At 62.9% G+C, this 17,775-nt stretch carries 14 protein-coding genes; 7 read left to right on the top strand and 7 right to left on the bottom strand.

Annotated features, from left to right (window positions below; translation table 11 throughout):
• Genes CPI83_RS16060 through CPI83_RS16050 form a run of 3 tightly spaced genes read right to left on the bottom strand, consistent with a single transcriptional unit; the run spans position 1 to position 3,848 of the window.
• Complete coding sequence (locus tag CPI83_RS16060) at positions 1-2,070, bottom strand: fructose-specific PTS transporter subunit EIIC (RefSeq protein ID WP_020969479.1); 2,070 nt, start codon at positions 2,068-2,070, stop codon at positions 1-3.
• Positions 2,071-2,088: 18 nt separating this feature from the next.
• Positions 2,089-3,084, bottom strand: coding sequence for a 1-phosphofructokinase family hexose kinase (locus tag CPI83_RS16055; RefSeq protein ID WP_020969480.1), 996 nt, complete (start codon positions 3,082-3,084; stop codon positions 2,089-2,091).
• Positions 3,081-3,848, bottom strand: a complete 768-nt coding sequence (locus tag CPI83_RS16050) for a DeoR/GlpR family DNA-binding transcription regulator (RefSeq protein ID WP_020969481.1) — start codon at positions 3,846-3,848, stop codon at positions 3,081-3,083. Before CPI83_RS16050 ends, CPI83_RS16055 begins: the two co-directional genes overlap by 4 nt.
• Positions 3,849-4,039: 191 nt before the next feature.
• Here CPI83_RS16050 and CPI83_RS16045 point away from each other — a divergent pair, with 191 nt between their 5' ends.
• The 3 genes from CPI83_RS16045 (at position 4,040) to CPI83_RS16035 (ending at position 8,397) form a co-directional block, all read left to right on the top strand.
• Complete coding sequence (locus CPI83_RS16045) at positions 4,040-5,713, top strand: putative PEP-binding protein (RefSeq protein WP_060938483.1); 1,674 nt, start codon at positions 4,040-4,042, stop codon at positions 5,711-5,713.
• Positions 5,714-5,788: 75 nt separating this feature from the next.
• Positions 5,789-7,069: a solute carrier family 23 protein gene (locus CPI83_RS16040; protein ID WP_020907537.1), complete on the top strand. Its 1,281-nt coding sequence runs from the start codon at positions 5,789-5,791 to the stop codon at positions 7,067-7,069.
• Positions 7,070-7,254: 185 nt separating this feature from the next.
• Positions 7,255-8,397, top strand: coding sequence for an acyl-CoA dehydrogenase family protein (locus CPI83_RS16035; protein WP_019748214.1), 1,143 nt, complete (start codon positions 7,255-7,257; stop codon positions 8,395-8,397).
• Between the two features lie 91 nt (positions 8,398-8,488).
• Here CPI83_RS16035 and lexA read toward each other — a convergent pair whose 3' ends face one another.
• Positions 8,489-9,217, bottom strand: coding sequence for a transcriptional repressor LexA (lexA, locus tag CPI83_RS16030; protein WP_020723648.1), 729 nt, complete (start codon positions 9,215-9,217; stop codon positions 8,489-8,491).
• Positions 9,218-9,488: 271 nt separating this feature from the next.
• Here lexA and CPI83_RS16025 point away from each other — a divergent pair, with 271 nt between their 5' ends.
• Both CPI83_RS16025 and nrdR read left to right on the top strand, forming a co-directional pair.
• Positions 9,489-10,229, top strand: a complete 741-nt coding sequence (locus CPI83_RS16025) for a LysM peptidoglycan-binding domain-containing protein (RefSeq protein ID WP_047889278.1) — start codon at positions 9,489-9,491, stop codon at positions 10,227-10,229.
• Between the two features lie 195 nt (positions 10,230-10,424).
• A complete protein-coding gene (gene nrdR / locus CPI83_RS16020) occupies positions 10,425-10,922 on the top strand; it encodes a transcriptional regulator NrdR (RefSeq protein WP_020907539.1) in 498 nt (165 codons plus the stop codon).
• Between the two features lie 286 nt (positions 10,923-11,208).
• On the opposite strand, the gene hrpA is transcribed toward nrdR, so the two are convergent.
• Positions 11,209-15,114: an ATP-dependent RNA helicase HrpA gene (gene hrpA, locus CPI83_RS16015; protein WP_097387418.1), complete on the bottom strand. Its 3,906-nt coding sequence runs from the start codon at positions 15,112-15,114 to the stop codon at positions 11,209-11,211.
• Positions 15,115-15,167: 53 nt separating this feature from the next.
• Between hrpA and CPI83_RS16010 the strand changes: the two genes are divergently transcribed.
• Positions 15,168-15,845: a Pr6Pr family membrane protein gene (locus CPI83_RS16010; protein WP_070797210.1), complete on the top strand. Its 678-nt coding sequence runs from the start codon at positions 15,168-15,170 to the stop codon at positions 15,843-15,845.
• On the opposite strand, the gene CPI83_RS16005 is transcribed toward CPI83_RS16010, so the two are convergent.
• On the bottom strand, positions 15,816-16,133 hold the full coding sequence (locus CPI83_RS16005; protein ID WP_097388191.1) for a DUF2322 family protein: 318 nt from the start codon (positions 16,131-16,133) through the stop codon (positions 15,816-15,818). The genes CPI83_RS16010 and CPI83_RS16005 overlap by 30 nt on opposite strands.
• A gap of 132 nt (positions 16,134-16,265) precedes the next feature.
• On the opposite strand from CPI83_RS16005, the gene CPI83_RS16000 reads away from it, so the two are divergent.
• On the top strand, positions 16,266-17,489 hold the full coding sequence (locus CPI83_RS16000; protein ID WP_084326007.1) for an aminotransferase class III-fold pyridoxal phosphate-dependent enzyme: 1,224 nt from the start codon (positions 16,266-16,268) through the stop codon (positions 17,487-17,489).
• Positions 17,490-17,491: 2 nt separating this feature from the next.
• On the opposite strand, the gene CPI83_RS15995 is transcribed toward CPI83_RS16000, so the two are convergent.
• A complete protein-coding gene (locus CPI83_RS15995) occupies positions 17,492-17,758 on the bottom strand; it encodes a hypothetical protein (protein WP_007732799.1) in 267 nt (88 codons plus the stop codon).
• Positions 17,759-17,775 lie beyond the last annotated feature (17 nt).

Below are 17,775 nucleotides of genomic sequence, written 5' to 3'. Positions count from 1 at the left end.
TCATGCCGCAGCGGGCACGATTTCGGGGTCGAGTTCGGCATCGGACGGCCCCTTGCGGAAGAACTCCTTGGCTCCGACGACGGCGAGCGCAGCTACCACGGTTCCCGCGGCGAGCGAGACCAGGAACCAGCCGATTCCGCCGACTGCGAAGAAGACGAAGATCCCGCCGTGCGGGGCGCTGAGAGTGACGTCGAAAGCCATGATCAGCGCACCGGTGACGGCACCGCCCGCCATCATCGAGGGGATCACGCGAAGCGGGTCGGCAGCGGCGAACGGAATCGCGCCCTCGGAGATGAATGCCGAGCCCAGCAACCAGGCAGCCTTTCCGTTCTCACGTTCGGCTTCGCTGAAGAGCTTGGGACGCAGCACCGTCGAGGCAAGTGCCATGGCCAGCGGCGGAACCATACCGGCAGCCATGACTGCCGCCATGATGCGCAAAGTGGCCGGGTCGTTGACGTTGAGTCCGGCTACAGCGAAGGCGTAAGCCGCCTTGTTGACCGGTCCGCCGAGGTCGAAGCACATCATCAGGCCGAGAATGATGCCGAGGAAGATGGCCGAGCTGCCGGACAGTCCGTTGAGCCAGTCGGTGAGACCGGAGGTGATCGCGGCGAGCGGACGACCGAGGACGATGAACATCAGTGCTCCGACAACCAGCGTCGCGAACAGCGGAATGATCACCACCGGCATCAGGCCCCGCAGCCACTGCGGGACGGCGATCCGGCCGATGTAGAGCGCGACGACACCGGCGATGAGACCACCAACCAGGCCGCCGATGAATCCGGCACCGACAAACACGGCGACCGCGCCGGCTGTGAAGCCGGGAGCGATGCCAGGCCGGTCGGCGATAGCGAAGGCGATGTAGCCGGCCAACGCGGGCACCAGGAAGCTGAATGCCAACGAACCGATCTGGAACAGCACTGCGCCGAGATAGGTGGCCAGACCACCGTCGGGAAGGTTGGTGATCGAGTTGTTGAGAACGATGTCCTTGGCAGGACCGGAGATCTCGTATCCGCCGAGCAGGAAGCCGAGTGCGATCAGCAGACCGCCGGCCGCGACGAACGGGATCATGTAGCTGACACCGGTCAGGAGGACCTGACGGAGGTGGGTGCCGAACCCTACGGAACCGGCATCGGAATCCGCAGCCGCGGCGGCGGTGCCGTCCACGGTGGCGGCGGCGGGATTCTCGGAGGCGCGCAACGCTTCTGCAAGCATCTTGTCCGGCTCGTTGATCGCCCGCTTCACACCGGAAGCGACAACGGGTTTGCCGGCGAACCGGTCGCGGCCCTTCACTCCGACGTCGGTGGCGAAGATAACCGCGGCGGCTCCGGCGATGACCGAAGGGTCAAGCGGGGTGCTTCCGCTCGAGCCCTGCGTTTCGACGTGAACCTTGACCCCGGCGCGTTCACCCGCGGCGACGAGCGAGTCCGCAGCCATGTAGGTATGAGCGATTCCGGTCGGGCACGCGGTGACCGCGACGATGTGACGCTCCGCGGGCGTTGGAGCCGGGGCCTCCTCGGTGGCGTGTTTCCCGGTGGAAACAGGAGGAGTGGGTGTGGCTGCCGCAGCTTTTGCTGGAGCATCCTTCGGCGCGGGATTGAGTACCTCGTCGACCAGTCTCACGATCTCGTTCGGCGTCGACGCCTCACGAAGCGACGTGACAAACGCGGGTCGGACGAGCGCTCGGGCCAAGGACGAGAGCAGCTTCATGTGCTCGGCTCCGGCGCCTTCGGGTGCCGCGATCAGGAACACCAGATCGGCGGGGCCGTCGGGTGCACCGAAATCGACCTTCGGATCCAGTCGAGCAAATCCCAGGGACGCGGACGAGACGGCCTCGGCGCGGCAGTGGGGAATGGCGATTCCGCCCGGCAGTCCGGTCGCGGACTGCGCTTCGCGAGCGAGTGCGGCATCGACCAGCCCCGCGGCGTCGCTCGCTCGTCCCGCTGCAGTCAGTCGCGCTGCGAGAGAACGAATGACATCTTCCTTGGTCGTACCCAGGTCGGTGTCGAGTGAGATCAGTTCGGGACTGATGATCTCGGGGCCGGAACCGCCGGCTGCGTTGGTATCGGACATGTCAGGTTCCTTAGGGCGTCAGGCGAGTTCGGTGGGGACGGGGATGGGAGAGGAGGCATCGGCTGCAGATACCGAAACCGCTGCCAGATCGATCTGTTCGGGCGTGGGAAGAGTTGTGCCGGGAAGGGAGGCAGCGGCGCTTCCGTAGGCGACCGCGTGACGTAACCGCTCGGATTCCGAGCCGCCTCCCGCTTCGGCGAGGATGTAGCCGGCCAGCGAAGAATCGCCTGCGCCGACGGTACTGACTGCGACAATCGGGGGAGCGGTGGCGATCCACGCGCCGTCGGCGGTGACGAGGACAGCACCTGCTGCGCCGAGCGTGGCGAGCACACTGCCGACGCCGCGGTCGACCAATCGCTGCGCCGCCGTGATTGCAGGCCCGGGATCACCGTTCTCGGCAGCACGTTCGAGGACGTGGCCGTCGACGCCGGTCAGTTGTGCGAGTTCCTCGCCGTTGGGTTTGAGCAGGTCGGGTGCCGCGCCGGGGAACGCTCCGGCGAGTGCCGTCAGCGGGGCGTCCGAGGTGTCGACCGCCACCTTGCACGGGTGATCGCGCAGCGCCGCGACGAGTTCGCCGTACCACCCGAGCGGAACGCCGGGGGGCAGTGAGCCGGACAGCGCGAACCACAGTGCGGTATCGGCGCGGACAATCAACTCCTGTGCCAGGGCGTCGAGCGTCGAACCGGACAGCGTTGCGCCGGGTTCGTTGATCTTCGTCGTTGTCCCGTCCGGTTCCGCAATGGTGATGTTGGTGCGAGCCAGACCCGTTGTGGCGACACCGATGTGGGGAATCCCACCGGCTGCCAGCGCCGAGAGCAGAGGGTCACCACCGTTTCCCGGCAGTACCGCGAGAACGTCGAGGTCGGCTGCGGCGAGAACACGCGCGACGTTGACCCCCTTGCCGCCGGGGTCGCTGCGAGTGGAGTGGGCGCGTAGGACGGAGCCTCGTTCGAGCCGTTGCTCGAGTTGCACGGTCCGATCGATACTCGGGTTGGCTGTCAGTGTGACGATCATGCGATCACCACCTCGATTCCGTGGTCGTGGAACTCGGATGTGTCTGTGGGACTGATCTCTTCGTCGGTGATGAGGACGTCGATGCTGTCGAGCGGGGCGAAGCTGATCAAGTGCTCGCGGCCGACTTTGGTGGAATCGGCCACCACCACAACGTGATTGGCGGCTTTGACCATTGCTCGTTTGACGGCGGCCTCTTCGCTGTCCGGAGTGGAGAGTCCGTGCCCGACGCTGATCGCGTTCGTTCCGATGAAGGCGACGTCGACTCGCAACGTGCTCAGCAGGCGTAGGGCGTCCTCGCCGACCACGGCTTGAGTCACCCCGCGTACTCGACCGCCGAGCAGTATCAGGGAAATCGAGTTCATCGATGCCAGGCGTGCGCCGATCGGGACGGAATTGGTGACGGCTGTGAAGTCGTTCTCGGTCGGCAGTTCGGGGATCATGCGGCCCGTGGTCGTGCCCGCGTCGAAGATCACGCTGCCGCCGGTGGGAGGGAGGTAGGTGACCGCGCAGCGGGCGATCCGGTCCTTCTGTTGCGCGCGGGTCTGATCGCGTTCCGCCATGCCCGGTTCGGTGACGTGGAGGGATCCGGTGGGAACGGCGCCGCCGTGTACACGCCTGATCTGTCCGATCCGCTCGAGGAAGGCCAGATCGCGACGCACGGTCTCGGTGGTCACACCGAAGGTCTCCGACAGAGCCGCCACGGACATGCGTCCGCGCTGCGACACCATGGTGCCGATCGCTTGTTGGCGTTCTTCCGCGTACACGTGCTCTCCGATTCCGAAGTGTGATCCGACGGTGCGTTGTGGATCACAGTGAATGTTGCTTTATGTTGTTTTACGCCCGAGTGTGTTGACATGTCAAGACTTGGGAGTAATCTTCGTCACAACGAAGGTGAGGGCTTTACGCGCTCGAGGTGATCCGGTGTGACACCGGGCCCATCGCTCAAGGAGGACAGATGACCGAACAGCTCAACCGAATCACCGTGCACGGCACCCCCGTGGTGCCTGGAATCGCCTACGGACCGGCGATCTGGCCGTCCAGCCGACCAGAACTCGTCACCGATGCGCCGGCACTCGACGAGGCCGATCGAGAGGCCGCCGTAGACGCCTTCGTCGGAGCGGCGAAGGCTGTCGAGAACCGCCTTCTCGGACGGGCCGCCGAAGCTACCGGCGCGGCCGCAGAGGTCTTGCAGGCCAACGCGGCGATGGCAGCTGATCGTGGCTGGATCGGGGCGGCCAAGAAGTCGATCGCCGGCGGAGTGCCCCCGGTGCAGGCTGCGATCGCGGCGACGGAGCAGTTCGTGGTGCTGTTCACCAAGGTCGGCGGTTTGATGGCCGAGCGCGTCACCGACCTCGAGGACATCCGCGATCGCGTGATCGCCGAACTCTCCGGATTACCCGAACCTGGAGTTCCCATGCCAGAGACACCGTCGGTGCTGTGCGCGGACGATCTGGCTCCTGCAGACACCGCGGGCCTCGATGCAACCAAGATCATCGGACTCGTGACCATTTACGGCGGCCCGACCAGCCATACGGCAATCATCGCGAGGCAGTTGGGCATCCCGTGCATCGTCGCCGCGAAGGAATTGGAATCCATCTCGGCAGGAATACCGATTCTGATCGACGGAACAACCGGCGACGTGATCGCGGAGCCGGATCCCGGGCACGCGCGTGAACTGGTCGAACAATCCCGGATCGATCGCGAACGCGTCAGCACCTGGACCGGACCGGGCCAGACGGCGGACGGCCGGCCGGTAGACGTTCTCGCCAACGTTCAAGACGGCGCGGGCGCTCGCGCCGCGGCGTCGACTGCTGCGGGGGGCATCGGGCTCTTCCGGACCGAACTCTGCTTCCTCGGCCGTGAGACCGAACCGACCGTAGACGAGCAGGCGGCGATCTACGCCGAGGTTCTCGAGGCCTTCGCAGGAAAGAAGGTCATCATTCGCACGTTGGACGCGGGTTCGGACAAGCCGCTCAAATTCGCCAACCATCAAGAGGAAGCGAATCCGGCACTCGGCGTTCGTGGGGTCCGAATCGCCTGGCAGGACATGGGAATTCTAAACCGGCAGCTCGACGCGATCGCGGCAGCCGCGGCGTCGACCAACTCGTCGCCGTGGGTGATGGCACCGATGATCGCCACCCCGGCCGAGGCGAAACGTTTTGCCGATGCGGTGCGGGCACGCGATCTTGTTCCCGGTGTGATGGTGGAGATCCCGGCGGCGGCGCTGTTGGCCGACCAGATTCTCGAACACGTCGAATTCCTCTCGATCGGTACCAACGACCTCGCTCAGTACACGATGGCCGCTGATCGGATGTCCTCCGAACTCGCCGACCTGACCGATCCGTGGCAGCCCGCGGTGCTCGCCCTTGTCGCACGTACGGCCCAGGCCGGTCAGGCGGCAGGCAAGCGCGTCGGCGTCTGCGGTGAGGCGGCCGCCGATCCACTGTTGGCGTGTGTTCTGGCCGGACTCGGAGTTTCCTCGCTCTCCTGTGCTGCGGCGTCGGTCGCGGGTGTGGGCGCGAAGGTCGGATCCGTCACCATGGCGCAATGTGAGGCGGCTGCGGCAGCGGTGCTGGCAACCGGTGATCCGGTGGCAGCGCGCAAAGCGGCGGCTGACGCAATCAGCTGAACTGGTTTCGTTGGTCTCGGTCGGAGACCGAGCGCCTGACCTCTAGTATTTCGACCTGTGATCGAACGAGAAACAATGACCGGGGCCGGCGGAATCGGCTGGACTGTCCACGGAGACGGCAAGCGGATCGCCGACGGAGCCGTCGTGGCGCCGGACGAACGACTGAGTTGGCCGCGCACCATCGGAATCGGGATGCAACACGTCATCGCGATGTTCGGAGCGACACTGCTCGTTCCGACCATCACCGGCTTCCCCGTCACGACGACGCTGTTGTTCTCGGGTATCGGCACCGCGCTGTTCCTGCTCATCACCCGGGGCCGGATCCCGAGCTATCTCGGTTCGTCCTTCGCGTTCATCGCCCCGCTGACAGCGTCGGCAGGATCGGGCCCGGCCGCGCAACTCGGTGCCGTCATGGCCGTCGGCATCGTGTTGATGTTGATCGGCGTCGCCGTACGTCTGATCGGCAGCCGGGTCATCGACGCCGTCATGCCGCCGGTGGTGACGGGCGCTGTCGTCGCGCTGATCGGTCTCAACCTCGCTCCGACGGCGGTCGGCTCCTTCGAATCGCAGCCGCTGATCGCCACGGTGACGCTCGTTTCGATCCTGCTGGTCACGGTCGTCGGTCCCGGGTTGCTCGGCCGGCTGGGCATTCTGGTCGGCGTCGTGATCGGCTGGGTTTTCGCCGCGGTCATCGGCGGACTCGACAGTGAACGAGTGTCCGCTCTGCGCGAAGCGGACTGGTTCGGGCTGCCGAGTCTGCACGGACCGTCGTTCGACTGGTCGGTGATCGTGCTCGCGCTCCCCGTGGTGATCGTTCTGGTCGCCGAAAACGTCGGACATGTCAAAGCGGTGTCCGCCATGACTGGTAAGTCCCTCGATGATCTGGCCGGCAATGCACTGTTTGCCGACGGTCTCGCCACTACCTTGGCGGGCGCCGGTGGCGGATCCGGAACCACCACGTATGCCGAGAACATCGGTGTCATGGCAGCGACGCGTGTGTACTCGACCGCCGCGTACTGGGTAGCCGCCGCTACCGCTGTGATCCTGGCATTTTCGCCCAAATTCGGCGCACTGGTCTTCACGGTTCCGAACGGCGTCATCGGCGGCGCAACGATGGTTCTCTACGGCCTCATCGGCATTCTCGGTGTGCGCATCTGGATGGAAGCGAAGGTCGACTTCACCGATCCGGTCAACCTCACGGTCGCCGCGGCGGCGTTGGTCGCCGGCATCGGGAACTTGACGCTGACCATCGGTTCGGTCGAGTTGGGCGGCATCGCCTGGGGATCGATCGGCATCCTCGTCGCGTACCCGATCATGCGATATCTCGCCAAATTCCGTACTTCGAGTAACAGATAACCGCTACAGTCACGAATCGTGATCGTTCGGGTCATCGACGGGTATCGCAACAGGTTCTACCGTCGGAGGCAGTGACGTGGGCCCGCGCACTTCGGCGTGCCCAGTCTCAGCGAATACACCCCAGCGGGTATATCCCCAGCGGGTACATCACTGAAGTGCCATATATCGAATTGCAAGGAGTCGGCGTGGAGCGCACCCTGTTCGAACCGGAACATGAACTCTTCCGGGAGTCGTACCAGAAGTTCTTGGCACAGCACGTGGCACCGAACCACGAGAAGTGGGAAGAGCAGAACATCGTCGATCGTGACGTCTGGGTCGAGGCCGGAAAGCAGGGCTTCCTGGGAACTGCGGTCCCTGAGGAATTCGGCGGCGGCGGTGTCAAGGATTTCCGCTACAACGCGATCATCACCGAGGAAACCACCAAGGGTGGGTTCAGTGGTATCGGCTTCACGCTGCACAACGACGTCGTGGCACCGTACCTCCTGGAGTTGAGCAACGAGGAGCAGAAGCAGCGTTGGCTACCCGGATTCGCGTCGGGTGAGCTGATCTCGGCGATCGCGATGACCGAACCGGGTACCGGTAGCGACTTGCAGGGCATCAAGACGAAAGCGGTTCGCGACGGGGACCACTGGGTCCTCAACGGTTCGAAGACCTTCATCACCAACGGAATCAACGCCGACATCATCATCGTTGTCGCGTGCACCGACCCGGACAAGGGTGCTCAGGGCTTCAGCCTCCTCGTGGTCGAGCGGGACATGCCTGGCTTCGAGCGTGGACGCAACCTCGACAAGATCGGCATGAAGGCTCAGGACACTGCCGAACTCAGCTTCACCGACGTACGCGTTCCCGCTGCCAACCTGCTGGGCGAAGAGGGAATGGGATTCTTCTACTTGATGAAGAACCTTCCCCAGGAACGACTCTCGATCGCCGTCGTTGCCGCTGCCGCAATGGAATCGGTTCTCGAGAGCACGATCCAGTACTGCCGCGACCGCAAGGCATTCGGCAAGTCGATCGGCAGCTTCCAGAACACCCGATTCGTACTGGCCGAATTGGCAACGGAGACCACGGCAGTGCGCATCCTGGTGGACAAGTTCATCGAGCAGCTCAATGCCGAGAAGCTGACCGTGCAGGAAGCTGCGATGGCGAAGTGGTGGACCACCGAAGCCCAGGTCAAGCTCATCGACCGCTGCCTCCAGCTGCACGGAGGCTACGGCTACATGAAGGAATACCCGGTTGCCAAGGCGTACATGGACTCTCGTGTGCAGACCATCTACGGTGGCACAACCGAGATCATGAAGGAGATCATCGGACGTTCGCTGAACCTCTGATTCGGGTGATGGACCGCTGATCGTCACGAAAAGACTCTGGGCCCCAGCTGATGCCGGGGCCCAGAGTTTTGTGATCGAGGTGCGAGCGAACTCAGATCTTCCGCATGACGGTGACAACCTTGCCCAGGATGACGGCGTTGTTGCCGGGAATCGGCTCGAAGAGTTCGTTGTGCGGCATCAGCCACACCTCCTTCTTCGTACGCTTGAACGTCTTCACGGTGGCTTCGCCGTCGATCATGGCGGCCACGATGTCACCGTTCTCCGCGACGTTCTGCTGACGGACGACAACCCAGTCGCCATCGCAGATCGCTGCATCGATCATCGACTCGCCGACAACCTTGAGCATGAAGAGCGAACCCTGGCCGACGAGTTCGCGGGGGAGTGGGAACACGTCCTCTACCGCTTCCTCGGCAAGGATCGGTCCGCCGGCAGCGATGCGACCCAGGATGGGGACGAACGCCGGCTCCGGTAGCGGGTCGGCACTGTTGTACTCGCCGGAATGCTTTGACACCGACGCGATGGCGGTATCGGCCGCAACCTCGTCGAGACCTCGAACATCGACTGCGCGAGGGCGATTGGGATCGCGTCGAAGGAAGCCCTTGCGCTCCAACGTTCGCAGTTGATGTGCGACCGACGACGTGGAGGTGAGCCCCACCGCATCACCGATCTCGCGAATGCTCGGCGGATACCCGCGCTCCGTCACCGAATCGCGGATGACTTCGAGAACGCGCCGCTGACGCTCGGTGAGCGTCTCGCTCGACGGAGACGGAACTGCAGAAGCTCCTGCCTCCGCGGCTGTGCTGGAGCGATCGTCCTTCATGGCCTGTTGCCTCCGTGTCTGAAGAAGTCGTGTCTGAAGAAGTCGTGTCTGAAAAAGCTGTGTCTGAAAAAGTGCCTGGTGCAAATCGCGCAGAAACCTGTCGGTGCCTCCTGCCAACATTCGAGCTGTCGACAAACACGGAGGCTTTCGCAATTCCCGCTGTGTGGTCTGACACGAATCTAGCCGGATTTGCTCGCGGTTTCAAACATCTGTTCGATTCGTGTCGCTCGAAGTAGAGACATTGTCGGCCAGGCGTGGTAGAAATTCGAACATGCGTTCCATCGAACGCATGATCGAACACATCGATCGGTGTCGACCAGCGGAGGTCACGATGGGTAACGCAGCACTGAGAAGCAACAGGGTTTTCGACGACGCGATTGGTGACGACGCGATTGGTGATGACGCGATTGGTTTCGACGGCACGTCGGCGTTGAAGTACCACCCCTCGTTCTATGGGCCCGATGGTGGATCCGACGCTGACGGTGTGTCGTTCGAACGGCGCGGCACGGCCGAAATGCGGGGCGTGGCCAGGTATGTCGACAACGAACCGCAGGCGGCCGTCGTTCGTCGTGTTCCGGCGGTTGGCGCGGTTTCAGGTTCGCGTTCATTGCGTGAATCTCCTCGCCGGTGGGACGGCGAGCACGATTCGTCACGCCCGTACGGAGGAAGTTTCGCGCACCGAAACAGAGTCGGTGTCTCACGGGTCGAACATGAAGTGGCTGCCGAGGACGTCAGTTGGAAGACAGTGTTCCTTGGCGCCGTATTCACTGCACTGGCAGTGTTGGCGTTGGTGGGGATCGGCGCTTTGTCGAGTGGTGATGTCGCTGCGACAAACGGTGCGACCGAAGTGGTTCGTGTTGCTGCGGGTGAATCCCTCAGTGATATTGCTGCCAAGGTTGCGCCTGGCCAGGCTGTCGGCTCGGTGATCGAGCAGATCATGGATCTCAATGCGATGTCGAGTTCCGGACTGTCCGTTGGGCAAACGCTGATCGTGCCGGCCTCGGGCCGCTGACCGTACCCCGTGCCAGGCGGGGGCGTACCGAGCGTGAGAGCAGTCGGTTCACAGCGAGTAAGCTGTCCACTTGACAGTCCCACCACCTCGGGTGGTCGCGTTGAGTACGTGGATCTGCTCTGTAAATCGTCGGAGGATTTGCAGTCGGTAGCGAATCTGAGTTGCGGCCATTTCGGCGACAACGAAGGAACCCCGATGCATTGCCCGTTCTGCCGGCACCCTGATTCCCGAGTGGTCGATTCGCGCGAGGCCGACGAGGGCCAGGCGATCAGGCGGCGCCGTTCGTGCCCCGAGTGTGGCCGCCGATTCACCACGGTTGAGACGGCAGTTCTCTCGGTTGTGAAGCGCAGCGGCGTGACGGAGCCGTTCAGCCGAGAAAAGGTGGTCAAAGGAGTGCGTCGCGCATGCCAGGGCCGCCAAGTGGACAACGATTCGCTGAATTTGCTGGCCCAACAGGTCGAAGATGCCGTACGTGCTTCGGGTTCTGCCGAAATTCCCAGCAACGAGGTAGGGCTCGCGATTCTCGATCCGCTTCGAAATCTCGACGAGGTTGCATACCTGCGATTCGCATCGGTGTACAAGTCCTTCAGTTCTGCCGCGGATTTCGAACGTGAGATCACCGACATGCGCGAACATGCCGAGACCCGTGCTGCCGACAAGGCTTCCGGCGCCGAGACCGTATCCGTCGACTGAGGCCTTTGCCTTAGATAACGCTGAGAGCACAAAGCGGCCGTAGGTAACGCTGAGAACACAAAGCGAACAATCGAACAAATCGGGCAAGTTATTCGCTTAGTGTCGACCAAGTACGTTCGTCCGCATCTCGGATCTTCACGGAGGCGTTATGAACTTAGTTGCAGTTCTCGGAGTCGTGAACAGCCTGGTAACCCTCGGGTTCGCCAACACTGTTGCCACCTTTGGTGGTTTCCTCACCAACGTCAACATTCAGACAATCTACTGATCGCGCAATTCTCGCCGAACGTCAACGCTTGATCGCTTCGATAGCTTTCAGGACTCGCTTTTCGGAAATCGGTGTGGGTGTACCGAGGGACTGCGCAAACAGGCTCACGCGCAGTTCTTCGATCATCCAGCTGATCGAGTCGACATCTCGAGCAGTGCGACGCTCTTCGGGAAGTGAACTCAACAACCGGTCGTACGCTGCGTACACCCGGTCGAGGACGTCCATCGCCTGCTGATCTCGTTGTGCACTTGCGGGTAGAGCTTCGAGACGGAATTTTGCTGCGGCAAGATACCGCGGTAAATCGCGTAGGCGGGCCGAGCCCAATTCGGCGACAAATCCCGGAAACAGCAGTGAGGTCAACTGTTCTCGGACGTCGTCTGCTGCTTCGCCGCGGGAGCGGTCCAGAACGACGCTCAGTTGGTGTGCTTGTTCGAGGATCGGAACAATCATGCGCAGGATCGCGGAGACGCGTCCGGCCAGTTCGGAGCGTGCGATCTTCACCAGGGCGTCGAACGCCTCAGGCGTGCGTACCGGTCCGCCGTGGGCAGCTATCACTTCGTTGGCAGCTGCCACCCGGCAATCTTCGACGAGGGCCTCCAAGCCGCCGTCCGGATTCTGGCCGAGAGCCAGACGCTGAGTGTTCGACAAGCCGGCGGTCACGGCCTTGAGTTGGGTGGGAACGGCCGCGAGAAGAAGCGCCCGAGTGCCTTCCCGCATCGCCTGCGCCTGCGCAGCCGGCGTACTCAGGACACGAACGGCAACTCCGCCGTTTTCCGGCACCAGTGCTGGGTAGCCGGTTACCTGCTGTCCGCCGATGGAGCGAGTGATGGTCGGTTCCAGTGCGCCGAGCGTTTCGGATGTCCAGACGGTTGCCGCTGCCCGTTCGGTACCGGTTGCCGCCTTGGCCACTTCCTTCTGTACGCGCGGGGCGAGCGTGCGTCGTAGCTGCGCCAGATCCTTACCCTTCGCGAGAACCGTGCCCGATTCGTCCTCGACGACAAATGTCATCCGAAGATGGTCGGGCAGCGCGGCGGGATCGAAGTCCTTGGCGTCGATCTGGATCCCGCCCAAGTGCGAGAGTTCGCGGGCCATTGCGGTCATCAACGGCTCGGATCGAGGTTTGACTGCTGCCAATGCTGCGGCGGCGTAGTCAGGTGCGGGTACGACAGCGCGTCGGATGTTCTTGGGCAACGTCTTGATCAGAGCAGTAACCAGATCGACGCGCATACCGGGGACCAACCAGTCGAAGCCGACCGGCTGAAGTTGCGCGAGCAGGCCGACCGGGATGTGCGCGCTGACGCCGTCGTCGTCCTTTCCGGGCTCGAATTGGTAAGTGAGCGGAAACTGCATGTCGCCCTGGCGCCAGGCGTCCGGGTACTCGCCGCCCAGTACTGCAGCCGCGTCGGAGTTGACCACCGTTTCCGGCGTGAAAGTCAGCAGACTCGGATTCTTGCGCCGCTCGGTCTTCCACCACTGGTCGAAATGCTTGGCGGATACGGCTTCCTGGCCGATACGTTCGTCGTAGAACTCGTAGAGAGTTTCGTCGTCGACGAGGATGTCGCGGCGGCGCGCGCGGTTCTCGAGTTCCTCGACGTTGTCGAGCAGTGCACGGTTCTCGTGGAAGAACTTGTGGTTCGTCTGCCATTCGCCCTGCACGAGCGCATGGCGGATGAAGAGATCGCGAGAGGCCTCGGGATCGATTCGTGAGTACGTCACTGCGCGGCCGGTCACCAGAGGAACTCCGTAGAGAGTGACCCGCTCGTATGCCATCGCCGAGCCGCGCTTGGAGGACCAGTGAGGTTCGGAATAGGTCCGTTTCACCAGGTGCGGGGCGAGCTTTTCAGCCCACTCGGGTTCGATGCGCGCGGACATGCGAGCCCACAGTCTCGACGTTTCCACGAGTTCGGCGGCCATGACCCAGCGTGGTGGCTTCTTGAACAGTCCTGATCCGGGGAAGATCGCGAAGTGGCTGCCCCTGGCGCCCAGGTAGTCCCGCTTCTCGCCCTCGCGTAGCCCGATGTGTGAGAGCAAACCGGCGAGGAGTGACTGATGGATCGCGTTCTCGCTTGCGGGTGTCTCACCCACCGTCCAGCCGAGGCCGCGGGTGATCTGCCGGAGTTGCCCGTGCAAATCCTGCCATTCGCGGATGCGGAGCCAGTGCAGGAACTCGTTCCGGCACATCTTGCGAAACTGGTTGGAGGACAGATCGTTACGTTGTTCGCGTAAGTAGTCCCACAGTTTCAGGTATGCCAGGAAGTCGGAGTTCTCGACATTGAACCTGGCGTGCTTTTCGTCGGCGGCCTGCTGGAACTCGGCGGGCCGCTCGCGAACGTCCTGGATGGACAACGCCGCGACGATGACAAGGGTTTCGTGAAGGCAACCGTTGTTCTTGGCTTCCACCAGCATTCGTGCCATCCGCGGATCCACCGGAATCTGGGCCAGCTCGCGGCCGACCGGCGTCAGTTCGGGGTGGCTTGCCTCGGAACCTCGCGCGATGGCGCCGAGTTCTTCGAGCAGTCCGATTCCGTCCTTGACGGCGCGCTGGTCCGGCGGTTCGACGAAGGGGAAGGCGGCGATGTCGCCCAGACCGAGGGCCGTCATCTGCAAGATGACGGATGCGAGATTGGTCCGCAGGATTTCCGGCTCGGTGAACGCCGGCCGTGACTCGAAGTCCTCCTCGGAATACAGGCGGATGCAGATTCCTTCGGCGACGCGGCCGCAACGCCCGGAACGTTGACGAGCTGACGCCTGCGAAATGGGCTCGATCGGCAACCGCTGAACCTTGGTGCGCACCGAATATCGCGAAATGCGTGCGGTTCCCGGATCGACGACGTACCGAATGCCGGGAACGGTCAACGAGGTCTCGGCCACGTTGGTGGCAAGGACGACGCGTCGGCCGGTGTGCGGCGAGAACACTTTGTGTTGCTCGGCAGCAGACAGCCGCGCGTACAGCGGGACGATTTCGGTGTTGCGAAGACGCCGATCGTGTAAAGCGTCTGCGGTGTCGCGAATTTCGCGTTCGCCGGAGAGGAAGACCAAGATGTCGCCTTCGCCCTCCGCGCTCAGCTCGTCGACCGCCTCGCAGACCGCGTCGACGGGATCGCGGTCGAAGGTGATGTCGCCGGACTCGACGGTCAGTGGCCGGTAACGCATTTCGACGGGGAATGTTCGACCGGATACCTCGACGATCGGCGCAGGCTTACCGTCGACAGCGAAGTGCTTGGCGAAGCGTTCGGGATCGATGGTCGCCGACGTGATGATGACCTTGAGATCGGGTCGGCGGGGGAGCAGCTGAGCCAGGTAACCGAGGATGAAGTCGATGTTGAGGCTGCGTTCGTGCGCTTCGTCGATGATCAGCGTGTCGTAGCGTCGGAGCATACGGTCGCGCTGAATTTCGGCGAGGAGAATGCCGTCGGTCATGAGCTTGACGTAGGTGCGGTCCGAGACCTGGTCGGTGAACCGCACGGTGTATCCGACGGCGTCGCCGAGTTCGGTGTCGAGTTCTTCGGCGATACGTTCGGCAACGGTGCGTGCTGCCAGTCGGCGAGGCTGTGTATGTCCGATCAGGCCGCGGACGCCACGTCCGAGTTCGAGACAGATCTTCGGGATCTGAGTTGTCTTACCCGAGCCGGTCTCGCCGGCGACGATGACAACCTGATTCTCCGAGATCGCGGTCGCGATGTCGTCCTTGCGCTGACTGACGGGCAGAGCTTCCGGATACGAGACTGCGGGAACATTGGCGGAGCGTGCCGCCAACCGTGCGCGCGCCGTTTCAATTTCCTCGGCCAGCGCCACCAAAGCGTCTGGTGTGCGGGCACGGTCGAGTTTGCGACGGAGTCGACTCTCGTCGCGGAGTGAGACCTGCGCCAGCGCGCTCTTCAGGTCACTCCGCTTGGGGGAGAGTGGGGCCGGTGGTGTTGTAGACATGCTGATGACAGCCTATCGAACGCGTTCACAACTACCGCTCGCAGATCGTTTTGATGTGCAAATATCGACCAGTGACGACAAATACCGCAAATGAGGCAGTTACACCGGTCGCGTCGACGCCTGTTGCCGTGCGAGTACTTCGCTTGTTGTTCGCGATCTACGGACTCACGGCGCTGCTGTGGATTCCGATTCGAAACGCCGACGGATTCTCGTTGTCGAACTATCTGAGCTACTTCACCATCGAGAGCAACATCCTTGCGGTGATCGTATTGCTGGTCGGCGCCCTTCGGGATCCGCAGTCTCGGACATGGCAGTCGGTTCGCGGTGCGGTGACGCTCTACATGGTGATCACCGGAATCATCTACGCCGTTCTACTGGCGAACATCGACGTCAATTTGAACGACGCGTGGATCAACTCGGCGCTCCACCGCATTCTTCCGCTGGTGATGCTCCTCGACTGGGTGTTCTTCGCTTCGAGGCACAGGATCTCCGAAATCCGCTCGCTGCAGTGGCTGCTGTTTCCAGTGATCTACGCGGTGTACACGTTGATTCGAGGGCCGATCGTCGACTGGTATCCGTATCCGTTCATGGATCCTCGCCACCAGGGCTATCTGGCCCTGTTCATCGGATTTGTCGTACTGGGCATCGCGATGGCCCTGATGGCGTTGGCGGTCAATGCCGTCGGACGGCTGGGAGCCGGGCTACGCGGACGGAACGCTGCGAAGTCCTAGTGGATTGCCGGAGGCGAGCACCTGCTCGAGGCGGTCCACGTTCGGGTGCTTACCGGGGTTCGCCCGCGCGTCCTCGGTGTGTTCGGCAAAGATCGTCAGTCCTGCCGAGGCGGCTTCGGGTGTGAGCGCGCCGTAGACCTGAGCGAGATGGTTGTACACCTTGACCGAGCCGGACTTTCCGGGCTTGTTCTCGACGGTGTCGATGACGGTTCCGTCGGCGTCGAGTACCTCGATGGCGGCCAGATGATCGATGGGGGGCAGTGCGGCGAGATTGTCGGCAAAAGTCATGGTCGACAGATTACGTGTGTACCCGGAAATGCCGGTGCCCGGCGAGCGCCGTCGTGCGCCGATTCCCGGTGTCGATATAGTCGCAGCACATCGTTTGCACACCAGCATCGTTTGTATTCGAAGGGGACAATGATGGCTTCGGCATTGTGGCACGGGTTCGCGGACATGGGCGCTGTGGAGAAGAACGGCGCGTTTGTCGTCTCTCGCGGTGAGGGCGCGTACATCTGGGACCGCGAGGGCACTCGGTATCTGGATGCGACGGCGGGCCTGTGGTTCACCAATGTCGGGCACGGGCGCACGGAGATCGCGGATGCGGTGGCGGCTCAGTTGTCGAAGATCGCTCATTTCTCGAATTTCGGTGATTTTGTTCCCGAGACCACGCAGGTGTTGGCGGAGCGGTTGGCGACGATCGCGCCGGTTGCCGGGAGCAAGATCTTCTTCACTTCGGGTGGTTCGGATTCGGTGGACACTGCGGCGAAGCTCGCTCGCCGGTACTGGCACGAGGTGGGGCAGCCGGAGAAGGCGATCATCGTCGGTCGTCAGAAGGCGTACCACGGAATGCATGTTGCGGGAACGGCTCTGGCGGGTATTGCGGTGAACCGTGAGGGGTACGGCGAGCTGATGGCGGATGCGGCCACGGTCGGCTGGGATGATGCGAAGAGTCTGCTCGAGTTGATCGAGAGGATCGGTGCGAACAAGATCGCCGCGTTCTTCGCGGAGCCGATCATCGGTGCGGGTGGGGTGTATCTTCCGCCGGAGGGGTACCTGGCCGAGGTGCGCGACATCTGCCGCGAGCACGACATTCTGTTTGTCGTCGACGAGGTCGTGACCGGTTTCGGTCGTATCGGCGGCGAGTGGTTCGCGTCTACTCGTTTCGATTTGCAGCCCGACATGATGACCACGGCAAAGGGTTTGACGTCCGGTTACGTTCCGATGGGTGCGGTGTTCATCGCGCCGCGGGTGGCGGAGCCGTTCTATGCGGGTTCGTGGTGGCGTCATGGTTACACGTATGGCGGGCATGCCGGTGCTGCTGCGGCGGCGATGGCGAACCTCGACATTCTCGAGCGTGAGAATTTGCTTGGGGAGTCGAAGCGTCTGGAGGCGTCGTTGCATACGCATCTGCAGCCGTTGGCGGAGCATCCGCGGGTGGCGGAGGTTCGTAGTGGACTGGGTGCGGTTGCTGCGGTGCAGTTGGCTGATCCGGCGGAGGCGTTGCCGTTCGTGAAGACGTTGCGTGAGCACGGTATTTCGGGTCGCGCGGCGGGTCAGGGTGCGATGCAGATTTCGCCGACGTTCGTCATGACCGACGATCAGGTCGCGGAGATGGCAGCAGGGATCCTCGCAGCTCTCGGATGAGTTCAGTTGCGGCGCCGGAAGAGTTTCTCGATTCGGCGCCGCACAGCGTTGGGTGCAGGTTCGAGTTCCAGAACCTCTTGTTCCGACTGCTTGGCGTAGGCCTGGGTGTACCGCTCGTGCAGTACCGAGCGAATTTCGTCCGGAGAGTAGGCCCGACGCTGGCGTTCGCCGCGCGCAACGAGAACCCCGGTGGCGGCAACGCCCATTGCACCGGCGAGGCCGACCAGTTTCCAAACGTGCGAGGCGCGCAGAGGAGTAGGGAGTTTCATCCCTCTACGCTAGAGGC

Origin of the sequence: Rhodococcus sp. H-CA8f (assembly GCF_002501585.1) — a bacterium.
Lineage (GTDB): Bacteria > Actinomycetota > Actinomycetes > Mycobacteriales > Mycobacteriaceae > Rhodococcus_F > Rhodococcus_F erythropolis.
The sequence above is the reverse complement of the archived record's forward strand: the minus strand, read 5'-3'. Positions and strand labels throughout refer to the sequence as shown.

Excerpts from the sequence above, each read along its gene's own strand:
- CPI83_RS16055 (WP_020969480.1), bottom strand. The coding sequence starts at position 3,084 with ATGATCGTCACACTGACAGCCAACCCGAGTATCGATCGGACCGTGCAA.
- CPI83_RS16045 (WP_060938483.1), top strand. The coding sequence starts at position 4,040 with ATGACCGAACAGCTCAACCGAATCACCGTGCACGGCACCCCCGTGGTG.
- lexA (WP_020723648.1), bottom strand. The coding sequence starts at position 9,217 with ATGAAGGACGATCGCTCCAGCACAGCCGCGGAGGCAGGAGCTTCTGCA.
- CPI83_RS16005 (WP_097388191.1), bottom strand. The coding sequence starts at position 16,133 with ATGACTTTTGCCGACAATCTCGCCGCACTGCCCCCCATCGATCATCTG.
- hrpA (WP_097387418.1), bottom strand. The coding sequence starts at position 15,114 with ATGTCTACAACACCACCGGCCCCACTCTCCCCCAAGCGGAGTGACCTG.
- CPI83_RS16060 (WP_020969479.1), bottom strand. The coding sequence starts at position 2,070 with ATGTCCGATACCAACGCAGCCGGCGGTTCCGGCCCCGAGATCATCAGT.
- CPI83_RS15995 (WP_007732799.1), bottom strand. The coding sequence starts at position 17,758 with ATGAAACTCCCTACTCCTCTGCGCGCCTCGCACGTTTGGAAACTGGTC.
- CPI83_RS16025 (WP_047889278.1), top strand. The coding sequence starts at position 9,489 with ATGCGTTCCATCGAACGCATGATCGAACACATCGATCGGTGTCGACCA.
- CPI83_RS16000 (WP_084326007.1), top strand. The coding sequence starts at position 16,266 with ATGGCTTCGGCATTGTGGCACGGGTTCGCGGACATGGGCGCTGTGGAG.
- CPI83_RS16010 (WP_070797210.1), top strand. The coding sequence starts at position 15,168 with ATGTGCAAATATCGACCAGTGACGACAAATACCGCAAATGAGGCAGTT.
- nrdR (WP_020907539.1), top strand. The coding sequence starts at position 10,425 with ATGCATTGCCCGTTCTGCCGGCACCCTGATTCCCGAGTGGTCGATTCG.
- CPI83_RS16040 (WP_020907537.1), top strand. The coding sequence starts at position 5,789 with ATGACCGGGGCCGGCGGAATCGGCTGGACTGTCCACGGAGACGGCAAG.